This is a genomic window from Flavitalea plasmicola (assembly GCF_030546645.1).
Classification (GTDB): Bacteria; Bacteroidota; Bacteroidia; order Chitinophagales; family Chitinophagaceae; genus Puia.
The window spans coordinates 134,093-148,751 of record NZ_JAUOTO010000012.1 but is presented as its reverse complement, the minus strand read 5'-3'; the positions used below and the strand labels follow the sequence as shown (position 1 = coordinate 148,751).

Annotated in this window: 13 protein-coding genes; 5 read left to right on the top strand and 8 right to left on the bottom strand. The window is 53.1% G+C overall.

Annotated features, from left to right (window positions below; translation table 11 throughout):
- Window positions 1–4: 4 nt before the first annotated feature.
- From Q4E93_RS33490 to Q4E93_RS33480, 3 genes are all read left to right on the top strand, one after another.
- Window positions 5–1,267, top strand: a complete 1,263-nt coding sequence (locus Q4E93_RS33490; protein ID WP_303592352.1) for an adenylosuccinate synthase — start codon at window positions 5–7, stop codon at window positions 1,265–1,267.
- 74 nt (window positions 1,268–1,341) lie between these two features.
- Complete coding sequence (locus Q4E93_RS33485) at window positions 1,342–1,800, top strand: hypothetical protein (protein ID WP_303592350.1); 459 nt, start codon at window positions 1,342–1,344, stop codon at window positions 1,798–1,800.
- A 59-nt stretch (window positions 1,801–1,859) separates the two neighbouring features.
- On the top strand, window positions 1,860–3,170 hold the full coding sequence (locus tag Q4E93_RS33480; protein ID WP_303592348.1) for an anthranilate synthase component I family protein: 1,311 nt from the start codon (window positions 1,860–1,862) through the stop codon (window positions 3,168–3,170).
- Window positions 3,171–3,268: 98 nt separating this feature from the next.
- Here Q4E93_RS33480 and Q4E93_RS33475 read toward each other — a convergent pair whose 3' ends face one another.
- The 6 genes from Q4E93_RS33475 to Q4E93_RS33450 all read right to left on the bottom strand — a co-directional run bounded on the left by Q4E93_RS33475 (window position 3,269) and on the right by Q4E93_RS33450 (window position 8,971).
- Complete coding sequence (locus Q4E93_RS33475) at window positions 3,269–4,384, bottom strand: lytic transglycosylase domain-containing protein (RefSeq protein WP_303592346.1); 1,116 nt, start codon at window positions 4,382–4,384, stop codon at window positions 3,269–3,271.
- Between the two features lie 187 nt (window positions 4,385–4,571).
- Complete coding sequence (gatA, locus tag Q4E93_RS33470; protein ID WP_303592344.1) at window positions 4,572–6,035, bottom strand: Asp-tRNA(Asn)/Glu-tRNA(Gln) amidotransferase subunit GatA; 1,464 nt, start codon at window positions 6,033–6,035, stop codon at window positions 4,572–4,574.
- Window positions 6,036–6,056: 21 nt separating this feature from the next.
- On the bottom strand, window positions 6,057–6,290 hold the full coding sequence (locus Q4E93_RS33465) for a Sec-independent protein translocase subunit TatA/TatB (RefSeq protein WP_303592342.1): 234 nt from the start codon (window positions 6,288–6,290) through the stop codon (window positions 6,057–6,059).
- Between the two features lie 159 nt (window positions 6,291–6,449).
- Complete coding sequence (gene rplS / locus Q4E93_RS33460) at window positions 6,450–6,824, bottom strand: 50S ribosomal protein L19 (protein ID WP_303592340.1); 375 nt, start codon at window positions 6,822–6,824, stop codon at window positions 6,450–6,452.
- Window positions 6,825–6,899: 75 nt separating this feature from the next.
- A complete protein-coding gene (gene rny, locus Q4E93_RS33455; RefSeq protein ID WP_303592339.1) occupies window positions 6,900–8,456 on the bottom strand; it encodes a ribonuclease Y in 1,557 nt (518 codons plus the stop codon).
- Between the two features lie 233 nt (window positions 8,457–8,689).
- Complete coding sequence (locus Q4E93_RS33450) at window positions 8,690–8,971, bottom strand: cell division protein ZapA (RefSeq protein WP_303592337.1); 282 nt, start codon at window positions 8,969–8,971, stop codon at window positions 8,690–8,692.
- A gap of 152 nt (window positions 8,972–9,123) precedes the next feature.
- Here Q4E93_RS33450 and Q4E93_RS33445 point away from each other — a divergent pair, with 152 nt between their 5' ends.
- Window positions 9,124–9,378 carry a hypothetical protein gene (locus Q4E93_RS33445; protein WP_303592335.1) on the top strand — a complete coding sequence of 85 codons (255 nt, stop codon included), beginning with the start codon at window positions 9,124–9,126 and terminating at the stop codon, window positions 9,376–9,378.
- A gap of 6 nt (window positions 9,379–9,384) precedes the next feature.
- Here Q4E93_RS33445 and Q4E93_RS33440 read toward each other — a convergent pair whose 3' ends face one another.
- On the bottom strand, window positions 9,385–9,672 hold the full coding sequence (locus tag Q4E93_RS33440) for a hypothetical protein (RefSeq protein WP_303592334.1): 288 nt from the start codon (window positions 9,670–9,672) through the stop codon (window positions 9,385–9,387).
- 192 nt (window positions 9,673–9,864) lie between these two features.
- Window positions 9,865–12,291 carry a phenylalanine--tRNA ligase subunit beta gene (gene pheT / locus Q4E93_RS33435; protein ID WP_303592332.1) on the bottom strand — a complete coding sequence of 809 codons (2,427 nt, stop codon included), beginning with the start codon at window positions 12,289–12,291 and terminating at the stop codon, window positions 9,865–9,867.
- 225 nt (window positions 12,292–12,516) lie between these two features.
- Here pheT and Q4E93_RS33430 point away from each other — a divergent pair, with 225 nt between their 5' ends.
- Window positions 12,517–14,169 carry a DUF6600 domain-containing protein gene (locus Q4E93_RS33430; protein WP_303592330.1) on the top strand — a complete coding sequence of 551 codons (1,653 nt, stop codon included), beginning with the start codon at window positions 12,517–12,519 and terminating at the stop codon, window positions 14,167–14,169.
- Window positions 14,170–14,659 lie beyond the last annotated feature (490 nt).

Below are 14,659 nucleotides of genomic sequence, written 5' to 3'. Positions count from 1 at the left end.
ATTCATGGTTGATGTAATCTTAGGCCTCCAGTGGGGGGATGAAGGCAAGGGAAAGATAGTGGACTATTTCGCTCCCCGTTATGATCTGATCGCCCGTTTTCAGGGGGGGCCTAATGCCGGACATACGTTGTACGTTAAAGACAAGAAGATCGTTCTGCACCAGATACCTTCCGGGATCTTTCATGAAAAGACCGTCAATCTCATTGGTAATGGCGTGGTGCTGGACCCGGTGACCCTTAAAAGAGAATGCGAGTCGGTGGCTGCCTTTGGCGTGGACTACCGCAAGAACCTCTATATCGCGCAGCGGACGCACCTGATATTACCCACGCATCGTGCGCTGGACAAGGCTTCAGAAGTTTCAAAAGGGCAGGAAAAGATAGGCTCCACATTGAAAGGCATCGGTCCGGCTTATATGGATAAGACCGGGCGCAACGGCCTCCGGGTGGGCGATCTGCTGGACAAAAGCTTTACGACACAATACATCAAGCTGCGGCTGAAGCACCAGCGGCTGCTGGACGGCCTCAACTTCCACGAGGATATCTCCGCGTGGGAAGAGGAGTTCTTCGAAGCCCTGGAGTTCATGCGGCAATTCAAGATCGTCAACGGAGAATACTTCATCAATGATAAGATCAGCCAGGGCAAGAGCGTCCTGGCGGAAGGTGCGCAGGGCAGCATGCTGGACGTAGATTTCGGCACTTTCCCTTTCGTCACCTCCTCCAATACTATTTCGGCAGGCGTTTGCACGGGTCTGGGCATCGCGCCGCAGAAGATCAGGGACGTCATCGGTGTCAGCAAAGCTTACTGCACCCGCGTTGGCAGCGGCCCTTTCCCCACCGAGCTGGAAGATGCCACGGGAGAGGAGCTGCGCAAGGTGGGCAGCGAATTCGGCGCCACGACCGGCAGGCCCCGGCGCTGCGGATGGATCGATGGCGTTGCCCTGAAATTCGCTTGTATGATCAATGGCGTCACAAAGATCGTTATGACCAAGGCGGATGTCCTGGATGGCTTCGGAGAGCTGAAGATATGCACAGCCTACAAGGTAGGAGGAGAGACTACCAGTGAGATCCCCTTCCAAATGAATCGATTACAGATCGAGCCCGTTCTGGAGTCTTTACCGGGCTGGAAATCAGACGTTACTTCTTTGAAAAAATATGATAACTTGCCTGAGAAGATGAAGGAATATGTTCAATTTATCAATAAGTTCCTGGGAGTAAAAATTGCGTATATTTCCAATGGACCGGGTAGAGATCAGTTGATAGAAATTTAAAAAAAATTAGTTGTCGAAAAATTTGGCGAATTAAAAACTTAGCCGAAAATTTACACACACAATCTTATTGGACTATGGCACCAAAATCTGATAAGGAGGGAAAGGGTTCTAAGAAATCCGCGCCTCAGACACCAAAGGAAACTCCGGAAAAGGCATCTCCGAAATCCAAGAAACCAGTGGATGACGATGAGGATGATGACGACGATGCTGATACGGATACCCCTAAGGCATCCTCCGGCAAATCTGCTAAGACTTCTGCGAAAAGCAAGAAGGATGACGATGACGACGATGATGAAGATTATGGAGAAGATGAAGTTGACGAATGGGAGAAAGTAGAAGAGGAAGAAGAGTGGGATCCCGACTTCGATGAATTCGATATTCCCAAATCAAAAACGAAAAAGGCCACGGGCGGCAATACTTCCAAAAAGACAGGGAAGGGCGGTGACGAAGATGACCTGGGCCTTGATGACGACTTCAAGGACCTGGACCTTTTCGGGGAACGCGGGTTTGACGAAGAAGAGGATGATTTCTAACGGGCATGCAACCGCGCACCTTCGTTTCATTTCTTATCTCCGATCTACAGCGAATAAAAATGCAGATGTTGAACTGGGCTTCCCGGTTCAACATCTCTGCTTTTCTGGACAACCAGGATTACCATCTTCCGTTTCATAGCTTCGACGGTCTTCTTGCAGCGGGTGCAGTGGAGTATGTCCGGGCTTCCGCGGGTCATGCTTTTGAAGATCTCCGGGAATTTGCGGGCCGGCATCACGACTGGCTGTTCGGACATTTCGCATACGATCTCGTGAAGGAGACGGAGCCATTCGGTATTTCGCAGCAGGCCACCAATCCTGTCGGATTTCCCGACCTGTTTTTTTTTATTCCTGAAATTATTATTGAGCTGAAGGGGGACAGGCTGCATATCGGCAGCCTGCGGCAGGACCATGCCGGGATCCTGGAGGAGATCCTTGCTGCGCCTGGCGATGGGGTTGGCAGGCAGCCGATGGACGGGGCGGCTGGTGGGGCAGGAACGCGTAATGCGGCGGGTAGCGTTGAGCGGGGGGAAGGCCCAAGGCTGCAGGCTGCTTTTTCCCGGGAGGAATACCTCGAAACGATCCGGACCCTCCGGGAGCATATTCTCCGGGGAGATTGTTATGAGATCAATTTCTGCCAGGAATTTTTTAGCCAACCGACGGATGTGGACCCGCTGCAGATCTGGCAATCGCTGTCAAAGGCTTCGCCTAATCCATTCGCAGCATTCTACCGGCTGGAGGATAAATACCTGCTTTGCGCCAGCCCGGAAAGATATCTCCGGCGGGAGGGCAATAGGGTGATCTCCCAGCCCATCAAGGGCACGGCGCCCCGGGTTCCGGGTGACCCCGGGGCAGATCGGGCGGCCGGGGCCGGACTGGCGGTCAGCGCCAAGGACCGCAGCGAGAATGTAATGGTAGTCGACCTGGTACGAAATGACCTCTCCAAAGTTTGTCTTCCGGGGTCTGTGCGTGTACGGGAGTTATTTGGCATTTACGGCTTCCCCCAGGTTTACCAGATGACAAGTACCGTAGAAGGCGAGCTGGCCCCGGGAGTCGACTTTATTGACGCTATACAGGCTACTTTCCCCATGGGGTCGATGACCGGGGCGCCGAAAAGAAGGGTGGTTGAACTGATCGACCAGTACGAACGAACTTCCAGGGGGCTGTTTTCAGGGGCCCTGGGGTATGTGACGCCTGAAGGGGATTTCGATTTCAATGTGATCATCCGAAGCCTGTTCTATAACAAGACCTGTCATTACCTGTCGTACCAGGTGGGATCGGGTATAACTTTTTACAGTAATCCGGAGCAGGAGTATGAAGAATGCCTGGTGAAGGCGGAGGGAATAAAGAAAGCGCTGGGTTTGAGGACCTAGCGCTTTCCATGATTTATTATGTGTTGGTCCTGATCGGACCAGACAAATGATTATTTAGACTCTAACCATGGCCCTTCGGGTAGAACGCCTGAGGCGTTCTAATTGGCCGTCGCTACACGATCACTGCTGCTGGTCAGCAGCTGCTGAACGGATTCGTTGAGGATCTCGTATTTATTGGCTGCAAACGAGGCCATCTTATCGGCCGGCAATTTCAGCTCATAGGTATTATTGCTACTGGCCATCACCTTGTCGAAATTGGGGTTATACCGGGAAAATTCGGTGATATCCATCATGATATAGCGGGCGATGATACTGCCACAATATTTGCCGGAAATCGCCACGGTCTCGGAATTTTCCAGCTCTTCCGGGGTCAGTTTCCGGCAGGAAGCGTACATGGAGGATCCGGGCAGCTGTTCCACGGCTTCCGCACGGGTGAGGGTGGTGATGCTACCCTGTCCTTCGAAAGTATACTGTGTTCCAATGAACTTCTTTACGTGGATCCGGGATTCGGTGGGCAGGTGATACTGCAGCTCCCAGAAATTGCGGCTTCCGCTGCGACGGATGGCGTGGTAGACATTGGCGGTGCCCCCGTTATAGGCGGCGATCACCAGCAGCCAGTCGCCCAGCTCGTTGTACAGGTCACGGAGATACAGGGCGGCGGCACGGGTGCTTTTGTAATAGTTCTTCCGTTCGTCGATGTTCCGGTTGACCTTGAGGCCCAGGTCGCGTGCGGTCTGGGGCATCAGCTGCCAGGGGCCTACGGCCCCCACTTTAGAGCGGGCTGTACGTTTTAGATTGGATTCGATCACCGCCAGGTATTTCAGCTCCTTGGGCAGACCATACTGGGCCAATATGGTCTCTATCAGGTTGAAATAACTCCTGCCATTGGCCCGGACCTCCTGGAGCTCGTCCCAGTTGTCCTTAATGTAGTCCTGGACAAAGCTAAGCGCCTTGGGATTTAACCGTACGCCATTGCTGCTGCCTACCGAAGTGGCCAGGAACAGCTCTCTGTAAAGGTCATTTTGGGAATTGGAATTGGCAACGGTGGTAACATCGGCAATTTTTCCTGCGACCCGCTCAGTATCAACGGCTTTGCTGCCAGCGGGGGTTGAAATGCCCTTTGAAACGGGCACATCTGCGAAAGAAGGGTACATCCATCCTGAACTGATAAACATGATGGTTATGCCCAACAATAAAAGTCTTTTGTTGTTCATGTCCAACGCTTTAAAAGATGGTAAACAACCAAAACGGCGTTTACAATCTTTCATAGGAACGGAAAACGGGAGATTGCTGCTTTAAGCCATCAACCAAAACGGATTAATAAAAAGGGCGCCTTAAGCGTCCTGGCCCCGGGGCCATTTTTAAGATTTTGGGTCAAATTGATGATCGCTTCACGATCTCTCAGTCACATAGAGTAGGATTTTCGTAGGACTTATATTGTTGCATTATCAGATGCGAGAACTGCAGCAAAGATAACTCTTTAAAACGAGAAGTCATAGCCTGCATACCAAAAGGCATGCCATTTGTGTGGGTAAAAAGGGGGATGGAAATACCGGGGATTCCGACCAGATTTGCATAAACCGTATAGATATCAGCGAGATACATTGCAATAGGGTCGTCCATCTTCTCTCCGATGGTAAAAGCGGTGGTAGGGGAGGTCGGGAGGATAATTATGTCGAATTCTTTGAAGATCAATTCAGTACGATCGACCAGCATTTTTCTCACCTGCTGGGCCTTGGTGAAATAGGCATCGTAGTAGCCTGCACTTAACACAAAGGTTCCCAACAAGATGCGCCGCTTGACTTCCCGTCCGAAGCCTTCGGAGCGGGAGCGCTTGTAAAATTCTGTTAATTCAAGTTGAGAGTCGTGGGTCCTGTAGCCGTATTTCACCCCGTCAAACCGGGCCAGGTTGGAGGAGGCTTCGGCGGTAGTAAGCACGTAATAGGCCGGGACGATATAATCCAGGAGATCGAAGTCCACTGCCTCCACGGTGTGACCGTCATTGCGAAGCTGGTCCAGGCAATCCAGGAGGGTATCCCTGATCTCGGGGTCCAGGCCCGGGTGGGTGAGGGCTTCTTTGAAATAGGCGATCCGGTATTTGGCGGCGGCCGGCGTGTCGAGGTCTGAAAAGGTGGCCGTCTTATCGGTCGCTACGGTGCTATCGAAGTCGTCTTCCCCGGCGATGACGTCGAGAATGGCTGCGACATCCGGCACCGTGTTCCCGAAGATCCCGATCTGGTCGAAAGAGGAAGCGTAAGCAATGAGTCCATAGCGGGAGACCCTGCCATAGGTGGGTTTCAGTCCGAGGATACCGCAGAAATCGGCTGGCTGTCTGACGGAGCCACCCGTGTCGCTGCCGAGGCTGGCCATGCAAAGGCCGGCCTGAACGGCCACTGCGGAGCCTCCTGAGGACCCCCCCGGGACCTTTGTGAGGTCACGGGCATTCAGCACTTTTCCATAGGCCGAGTTCTCATTGGTGGAACCCATGGCGAACTCATCACAGTTGAGATGTCCTATGAGGATGGCTTCTTCGCGAAGAAGCTTTTCCACTGCCGTGGCGTGATAGATGGATTTGAAATTGAAAAGGATGCGGGAGGCGGCGGTCAGCGGATGATCTTTATAGGCGAGGACGTCTTTCAGACCGATGATTACGCCGTGGAGGGCCCCGGTGCTTCCCCCTGCCCGTCTTTTTGCATCCAGGCTGCGGGCTTTTTCCAGCGCTTCGTCCCCGTATACCTGGATATAAGCGTTGAGGTGCTTATGAGCCGCGATCCGGTCAAGATAATGCCTTACTGCGTCTTCGCAGGAGCATAGCCCTTCCGATAAGGCTTTGTGATAGTCTTGTATCGAGTGAAATGTAAACAACAGCGCAGCAGTGAAAAAGGATTAGTGCTGGGTAGTGGAGGTACCAGCGCCGGCGGCCTTGGTATCCTTCTCATTCATTCCTTCTTCCAGCTCCTTTTTTACATTGCTCTTGGCATCATTGAACTCACGAATCCCACGACCCAGGCCACGCATGAACTCGGGGATCTTGCGACCGCCAAACAGCACCAGCACCGCCAGGATGATCAGGAACCACTCACTTCCACCAGGCATTGAAATCAGAAAATTGGTAAACATAATCAAAGACTTTAGGTATACTTTATGTATAGAACGACAAAGTTAACTCTTTATGAAATGATAACTACTTTTTGGGAGGATATTTAACAAACAAGTCCCGGGTGTTAACAAAAAGAGCCGGTCCTCACCGGACCGGCTCTCACAAAGTATTTTGCGGGCTTATTTAGCAGCAGCAGCGGCCACGGCCATTCTCTTTTCCTTGATACGGGCGCTCTTACCGCTCCTGGTACGCTGGAAGTAGAGTTTTGCACGACGTACGCGACCGACCTTATGCAGCTCGATGGACTCGATATTGGGGGAAAACAGGGGGAAAGTCCTCTCCACGCCCACGCCATCGGAGATCTTCCGAACCGTGAAAGTGGCGGTATGGCCAGTTCCCTGGCGCTTGATCACATCTCCCTTGAACCCCTGGATACGCTCCTTGTTACCTTCAATAATTTTATAATTGACAGTGATATTATCACCGGCTTTGAACTTCGGGAACTCTCTTTTTCCTGTCAGTTGCTCGTGTACAAAAGCTACAGCAGCGTTCATAACTTCATTTTTTAAGGATGGCAAAAGTAGGAATAATTAAGGAATCGTCCAAAATTATATCTACCCTAATTAATTTTACCTGGCCACGTTGACCGCGCGTTTTTCCCGGATGACGGTGACCTTGATCTGGCCGGGATAGGTCATTTCGGTCTGGATCTTCTGGGCTATCTCGAAGCTGAGCTTATCGCTGTCCAGGTCGGTGACCTTGTCGGCTTCGACGATGACCCGCAGTTCGCGACCGGCCTGGATGGCGTAGGCTTTTTCCACTCCCTGGTAGGCCAGGGCGAGGTTTTCCAGGTCTTTGATGCGCTGCAGGTATTGCTGCATGATCTCGCGGCGGGCGCCGGGGCGGGCGCCGCTGATGGCGTCACAGGCCTGTATGATGGGGGCGATGACGTATTGCATTTCCACCTCATCGTGGTGGGCGCCGATGGCATTGATCACGGCGGGGTTCTCCCCATATTTTTCGGCCAGCTTCATCCCCAGGAGGGCGTGGCTCAGCTCAGTTTCCTCGTCGGGCACCTTGCCAATGTCATGCAGCAGGCCGGCGCGTTTGGCCAGCTTGGGGTTCATTCCCAGCTCTGCGGCCATGATCCCGCAAAGATTAGCTACTTCGCGGCTGTGCATCAGCAGGTTCTGCCCATAGGAGCTGCGGAATCGCATCTTGCCCACGATCCGGACCAACTCTTTGTGCAGGCCATGGATCCCCAGCTCAATGACCGTGCGTTCGCCTATCTCCATCACCTGCTCTTCGATCTGCTTGCGTGTCTTTTCCACGATCTCCTCGATACGGGCCGGGTGGATACGTCCATCGGTGACCAGGCGCTGCAGTGACAAGCGCGCAATCTCACGCCGGAGGGGGTCGAAGGAAGACAGGACGATGGCTTCGGGAGTGTCATCCACGATCAGGTCCACCCCCGTGGCGGCCTCAATGGCGCGGATATTACGCCCTTCACGGCCGATGATCTGGCCTTTTATTTCGTCGCTTTCCAGGTTGAACACAGTGATAGAGTTCTCGATGGCCTGTTCGGCAGCCGTTCGCTGGATGCTCTGGATGATGATCTTCCGGGCTTCCTTGTTGGCTTTTTGCTTGGCGTCGTCGATGATCTCCTGCTGTATGGCCAGTGCGCGCGTCTGGGCCTCTGCGCGGAGGCTTTCTATCAGCTGGGTCTTTGCCTCTTCGGCGGTGAGGGCGGCGATCTTCTCCAGGCGGCGGATATGCTCTTCCTGGTGTTTTTCCAGCTCTGTCCGCTTAAGGTTCACCACTTCGATCTGGCGGTTCAGGTTATCCTTAATGACGTCGTTGTCTTTCGCCTGCTTATCCAGTGTCTCCAGCTTCTGATTGAGACTCTGTTCCTTCTGACGGATGCGGGTCTCTCCGTCATTCAGCTTCCTGTTGCGTTCCAGCACCTCTTTATCATGCTCTGCCTTTAATTGAACGAATTTCTCTTTGGCTTCCAGCAATTTCTCCTTTTTCAGGTTCTCTGCCGTGGTCTGGGCATCGGAGACGATCTTTTTGGCTTGTGACTGGGCGTCGTCTATCTTTTGCTGCGTGTTTTTAGCAAAGAGGAACTTGCCCGCAACAATTCCCACTACTAATGCGATAATTCCCGCTATGACGGTATATAACATTGAATCTTAAATTTAAAATGTTCACAATCATATATTTCTTATTCAGGTTCATGATTGTATGAAAATGTGTTAGTTGGCGAAGATAGGGAAAACGGGTTAAAATAGCTTCAAGCTGCGAGCTACAAGCTGCAAGCCTGGAACGGCTAATATAGGACTTTAACACCTAATCAAACCAACTTGTAGCCTGAAGCTAGTAGCTTGAAGCTTGTAGCTTGTAGCTTGTAGCTCGGAGCTCAAAGGGCACGGTCCAGCTGCTGTTCCATCCGGCTAAGGGTTTCCAGCAGGGAGGGGTCCAGCGCCGGCTGCCCTCCGGCAGAGGTCTCAGTTGCGTACGAGAGCAGGACCATGGCGATATAGTCCTGCATATCCTTACCCGCAAACTCGGTTTTGAAGGCAAGGATCTTATCATTGATGGACTTTAAAGTCTTACGGACCAGCTCTTCATCTCCGGGAGCTATCCTGATCCGGTAGCTGCGGTCGCCTATTACAACATTTATTGGGATCAACTCTTGCATACATCAAATACTTGTTTTAAATTTATCCACACCTTATACACAGAGGCCCTGATTTGAGCGAAGGTAGTTCCATTTTTCTCATCCTCATTCATTCATACCTAATAAAAACAAACTTTTGCTCACCAATACCCTATCTAAAAACTACGAAAGCCATGTTCTTAAAAATCAAATCGCCCGTGTTTATTGACAGGCTGACCTTTATGGTCGACCAACCCCAAAAATGCCTCCTGAAAGCCGTGCTGAAAGATGACACAGGCATCGTCTGCGGAGCCATGGAGACGGAAATGGAAAAAGACCAGCTGGAGCTTTATTGGGGTGGCCTGAATGATCTTCCTTACGGGGTGTATACGCTGGAGGTCTCGCAAGGCGCGGATGAAATGAAAATGCGCCTGGTCAAACGGGTTTGAAGGATACTATTCTCCCAAAAGCGCAATGCACCGGTCTATTTCCCGGATGTACTGACTAAGCCGTTTTTCCAACACAGCCTTTTCCGCAAGAGGCATCTCCCCTTTTTTTGCTTTCAGGATCTCCACCTGCTGTCGTAACTGCTCTACCTGCTCTGTTCTGCTGCCTTCGGACCGTCGAAGCTGTTGAAGCTCGTCTTTGAGCCTGTTATTTTCCTTCAATAAGGATTCCCGCTGCCTGAGCACCTGCTGCAGCTTGTCGTGGATGCGTTGTACCTGTAATTCGATCTCCTGCATAGTTTTTGGGCTGCGAGCTTTGAGCGAGGTTGGTTAAGTGATTTTCAGATTGGATCAACAAGCTTCGGGCCGTTTTTTGAGCTGTGAGCTACTAGCTTCGAGCTATGAGGAGGTTTTATTAGCTCCTGGCTCGTGGCTCGAAGCTCACCGCTCGCAGCTTGCAGCTTGCAGCTTGTAGCTCGCAGCTTGCAGCTATTTCCTGATTTCCGCCTGCAATTCTTTCTCCAGCACGTCCCTGATGCGACCCACCATCCCATCGATCTCCTTGTCCGTCAGGGTCTTTTCCTCGTCCAGGAACGTGAAGCTGACGGCCAGGGATTTTTTATCCTTCCCCAGCTTTTCACTTTGAAAGATATCAAAAAGCTTGATATCCTGTAGCTTTCCCACCCTGGCGCCCTGGATGGCTTTCTCCACCTTTTCAAAAGTGAGGGAGCTTTCCACGATCATGGCCAGGTCTCTTTGCACGGGCAGTTGTTTGGGTAATTCCCTGAATTCCACGTCCTTGCCGGATGTCAGCGCCAGCAGCTTCTGCCAGCGGATGTCGGCGAAATAAAGGTCCTGTTTGCAATCGAACTGTTTGAGGACGGAGGGGCTGACCATTCCGGCTTCTACAATGACGTCTCCTTTTGCTGAGATGGAAAGGCCCGTGGGCAACCTGGACGATTGCAGGGGCTCCCAGGCGGGGAGGGCAAGCCCCACCAGCTGGAAGATCCTTTGGCAGAGGGTCTTTATATAATAGAAATCGGCGTTGGGTCCTTTTCCCTTCCAGCCGTCGTCGCGCAGCTGCCCGGTGACCCACAGGGCCAGGTGCTGCTCCTCCGTATATTGGCCGATGCCGCTGGTGTGATAGGTCTTGCCGAATTCGAAGAATTGCAGGCTGGTGTTCTTCCGGTTCAGATTATGGGCTACGGATTCCAGCCCTGTCTCCAACAGGGAGGGCCGCATGATGTTCAGCTCCGCACTGAGGTTGTTGACCATTTTGACTACGGTCTCCAGCTCTTCGGGAGTGTAGTAGGCGCTGTTGGTAATGGAGTTGGTGAGGATCTCATTGAACCCCTGGCCTACGAGATAGGCGGATACGGCCATCTTCCATGCTGCGGCGCTCCTGTCTTTTTCCACGGAGGGGGAGATGGTGATGCTGGACGGGATGGCAATGTTGTCCAAACCGTCTATCCGCATGATCTCTTCCACCAGGTCAGCCGGGAGGCTGACATCGGGTTTGTGCCAGGGCACGTCCACATGGATGGCGTCGATCCCTTCCTTGATGATCCCGAAGCCCAGGCTCAGCAAGATCCCCTTTACAGTGTCGGGGTGGTAGTTCTTCCCACTGAGCTTTTTCAGGTAGTGATGTTTCAGGATCACCTGTGTCTTGTTCCTGGGATCAGGGTAGACATCCACTATCTCGGACGCGATCTCCCCTCCCGCCAGCTCTTTGATCAGCAGGGCGGCCCGTTTCAGGGCGCTGACGGTGCCCGAAATATCCATTCCTTTTTCGAAATGGATGGCGGCGTCTGTCCGCAATCCATGCCGGAAGGAGGTCTTGCGGATATCGATGGGATTGAACCAGGCGCTTTCCAGGAAGATGTCCCTGGTGTCATCGTTTATGCCGCTGCTCAGGCCTCCGAAGACACCCGCGATGCACATGGGCTCTTCTCCATCCGAGATGGTCAGGTCTTCACCGGACAATTTTCTTTCTTTTTCATCCAGGGTGATGAAGGGTCTGCCTTCCGGGAAGTTCTTCACGACGACCTTGCCTCCCTTGATGGCGTGGAGGTCGAAAGCATGGAGGGGCTGTCCCATTTCGTGCAGCACATAGTTGGTGATATCGACGATGTTGTTGATGGCCCGGACGCCGATGGCTTTCAGCCTGTCCTGCATCCATTGAGGAGATGCCTTGATGGTGATGCCTTTGATGCTGACGCCGGAATACCGCTCGCAGCCACGGGCATTTTCAATGCTTACAGCGATGGGCAGGCTGTTATTGTCCGGCTTAAAGGCATTCAATGAGGGTTGTTTGGGCCTGTATTCCTTATTTTCATGCAGGCTGAGCCAGGCGCAAACATCCCGGGCGACCCCCAGGTGGCTCATAGCGTCCATATGGTTGGGAGTGAGCCCGATCTCTATGATATGGTCGGTATAGGGGTGAAACCAGTCGGCCGCCTTCATGCCTGCTTTGGCTTGGGAGGGTAATACGAGGATGCCTGCGTGGCTTTCTCCCAGGCCGATCTCATCCTCGGCGCAGATCATCCCATGACTTTCCTCCCCCCTGATCTTAGCTACTTTCATGGTGAGAGGGTCACCCTTGGAGGGGTAAATAGTGGCGCCGACGGGGGCTACCACCACTTTTTGTCCCGCAGCCACATTCGGTGCACCGCAGACAATGGAAAGGGGTTCGGGTCCGCCGATGTTCACTTTGGTAAGTCTCAATTTGTCCGCATTGGGATGCGGGATTGCTTCCAGCACCTCTCCGATGATCAAACCTTTCAGGCTGCCTTTCACGGATTCGTATTTTTCCAGGCTTTCCACTTCCAGCCCCACGGAGGTAAGGATACGGGACAGTTTTTCGGGATCGATCTTCACCGGAAGGTATTCTGAGAGCCAGTTATAGCTGATGGTCATGATTATTTTCTATTGGAGGGCAAAGATAGCGGTTTTACCTGCGTGTGACTTCGGCCGGGGGATGGAAATATTTCGCTGATAATTACGTTTTTAAGCCAGATAAGTGTGAGATTTGGGCTGTTGCGGGTAGGAAGTGGTAATCAAATGTTAATACTTTTGGGGTCGCTTTACCTAGCATAGATCGTGCAGTCTTATTCTATGTAGTACTCCTTAAAAATCTGGTTTATGAAAAAGCACCTGTACATTTTTGCGATCCTGGGATTGGTAGGTTTAACAGCCTGCGGTCCCACTTATGTGGTTCAGCGGCCTTCGCCTCCTCCGCCTTCGGCGCAGCCTATGCCGCCGCCCCCTCCGCCTCCGGCTCCGGAACCTGAGCCGGAAGCTTCCTATCAATCTTTTTATGATGATCTGAGCCCCTACGGGCAATGGATAGATGATCCCAATTACGGATATGTCTGGTTACCGGATGTCGGTCCTGATTTCAAGCCCTATGCCACCAATGGCCATTGGGTATACACCGAAGATGGCTGGACCTGGGCTTCCGACTATCCCTGGGGCTGGGCTGCCTTCCACTATGGCCGCTGGTTCTTTGCCGATGGCTATGGCTGGATGTGGGTCCCGGGCAATGAGTGGGCGCCGGCCTGGGTGACCTGGAGGAACAGCGACGAATATTATGGCTGGGCTCCCATGGAGCCGGGGGTCAGCTTTGGCATGTCCTATGGCGGCGGTTATGCCCCCCCGCCACACTATTGGTGCTTTGTCCCGCACCAGTATGTCGGGAGTCCCCAGATCCGCAGCTATTATGTCAATGAATCCCGGAATGTGACGATCATCAATCGTACCACGATCATCAACAATACGACGATCATCAATAACAATGGGCCTACCCGGAGCGTGAACTATGGCCGCGGTCCCGATCCGAATGAAGTAGGAAGATATTCAGGCTACAGTATAAGACCCATGCCCATCAGGACTGCCAGCAGACCCGGCCAGCAAGTGAGCAACAATGGGATGGTGATCTATCGCCCCCGAATAAACGAAGGGCCCCGGTATAATGCCGGCAATTACGGCTCGTCCCGTCCGGCGCCCACCAGGGTGAACAGCATGAATACCGTCAGGCCGGTGAATACAACGGTCTACGGCAACAGGCCTCCTGCCAGCAATGGCTATCCCAACAGGGATAACAGGCCTGTCACCGGGCGGCCTGTGTCAGGGTTCCCGAACCAACCCGGGCAGCCCGTGCAACAGCCGTCGCGGCCCGATAACCAGCCTGTGACGAGGCCTTACACGCCACCTGCTGAGCCGCAGACGAGGCCGACGAGGCCCGCAGTGCAGCCGCCAGTGCAACAGCCCGTACAGCAGCAGCCCTCACAGCCTGTGCTGCAGCCTTCCCAGCCCGTGCAACAGCCGGCAAGCCGTCCTGGCAGACCTTGGGGAAGACCTGTACAGCAGCCGTCACAGCCCGCACAACAACCTGCTCAGCCAGTGGACCAACCGGCCCAACCTGTACAACCTTCGCCTCCTGTGCAGCAGCCGGCGAACCCGCCGGCAAGCCGTCCTGGCAGACCCTGGGGAAGACCTGTACAGCAGCCATCGCAGCCCGCTCAGCAGCCTGCGCAGCCAGTGCAGCAGCCGGCCCCTCCTGCCCAACAGCCGTCGCAGCCCTCCAATCAGCCTGTGGCGAGGCCCACGAGGCCTGCGGTGCAGCCGGTGAACCAACCTGTACAGCAGCAACCGGCCCCGCGCCAGCTGACGCCCAGGCCTACGCCTCCGCAGGCTCCGCCGGTGCAGCCACGGCCCGTAACCCGCACCGTTACCCCTCCTCCCCCGCCCAAACCGAGTGAGGACAAGCAAAATACCAGACCAGAGAGACAATAGCCCTGGTTCAAATTACTATCCCCAGCGTGTTTCAAGGCCGCTGGGGATCTTTTTTTGTGCTCCAAAACCCTTCAAACCGCATTCTGGTGTTTCAGCCTCCTGGCAAAATATTTGGCCTTAAATCTTTGTGCACAGCAGGTGTGAATTTAAAACGGGAAATGGCTGAAAACTTTTTTAAATTGTGGATAGCTGGCGGGTTAGTGTGTATAACCGGGGGTTAAATGTGGATAACAGAGTGGATTTTGGTAGGAAAAATATAGAAAAAGAAAAAGTTTTTTCGACGGGATTTTGAGTTCTATATTCGCCCTCCTGACTCAAAGGGGTAACATTCTGTTCATTTTGCCATAACAATTTCTTAATATAATATAGGCTGGAACACTAACCTAATGAGCCTGGTCCCCTGGACGGGATGGTGTGTCCGACAAACGGGTGTGCAGTGACAAAGTAACCCATTTGCCGGACACGTCTGAAGGATGGTCCTTCGGACACG

Excerpts from the sequence above, each read along its gene's own strand:
- Q4E93_RS33440 (WP_303592334.1), bottom strand. The coding sequence starts at position 9,672 with ATGCAGGAGATCGAATTACAGGTACAACGCATCCACGACAAGCTGCAG.
- pheT (WP_303592332.1), bottom strand. The coding sequence starts at position 12,291 with ATGACCATCAGCTATAACTGGCTCTCAGAATACCTTCCGGTGAAGATC.
- Q4E93_RS33465 (WP_303592342.1), bottom strand. The coding sequence starts at position 6,290 with ATGTTTACCAATTTTCTGATTTCAATGCCTGGTGGAAGTGAGTGGTTC.
- Q4E93_RS33490 (WP_303592352.1), top strand. The coding sequence starts at position 5 with ATGGTTGATGTAATCTTAGGCCTCCAGTGGGGGGATGAAGGCAAGGGA.
- Q4E93_RS33480 (WP_303592348.1), top strand. The coding sequence starts at position 1,860 with ATGCAGATGTTGAACTGGGCTTCCCGGTTCAACATCTCTGCTTTTCTG.
- Q4E93_RS33485 (WP_303592350.1), top strand. The coding sequence starts at position 1,342 with ATGGCACCAAAATCTGATAAGGAGGGAAAGGGTTCTAAGAAATCCGCG.
- Q4E93_RS33475 (WP_303592346.1), bottom strand. The coding sequence starts at position 4,384 with ATGAACAACAAAAGACTTTTATTGTTGGGCATAACCATCATGTTTATC.
- Q4E93_RS33445 (WP_303592335.1), top strand. The coding sequence starts at position 9,124 with ATGTTCTTAAAAATCAAATCGCCCGTGTTTATTGACAGGCTGACCTTT.
- rny (WP_303592339.1), bottom strand. The coding sequence starts at position 8,456 with ATGTTATATACCGTCATAGCGGGAATTATCGCATTAGTAGTGGGAATT.
- rplS (WP_303592340.1), bottom strand. The coding sequence starts at position 6,824 with ATGAACGCTGCTGTAGCTTTTGTACACGAGCAACTGACAGGAAAAAGA.
- Q4E93_RS33450 (WP_303592337.1), bottom strand. The coding sequence starts at position 8,971 with ATGCAAGAGTTGATCCCAATAAATGTTGTAATAGGCGACCGCAGCTAC.
- Q4E93_RS33430 (WP_303592330.1), top strand. The coding sequence starts at position 12,517 with ATGAAAAAGCACCTGTACATTTTTGCGATCCTGGGATTGGTAGGTTTA.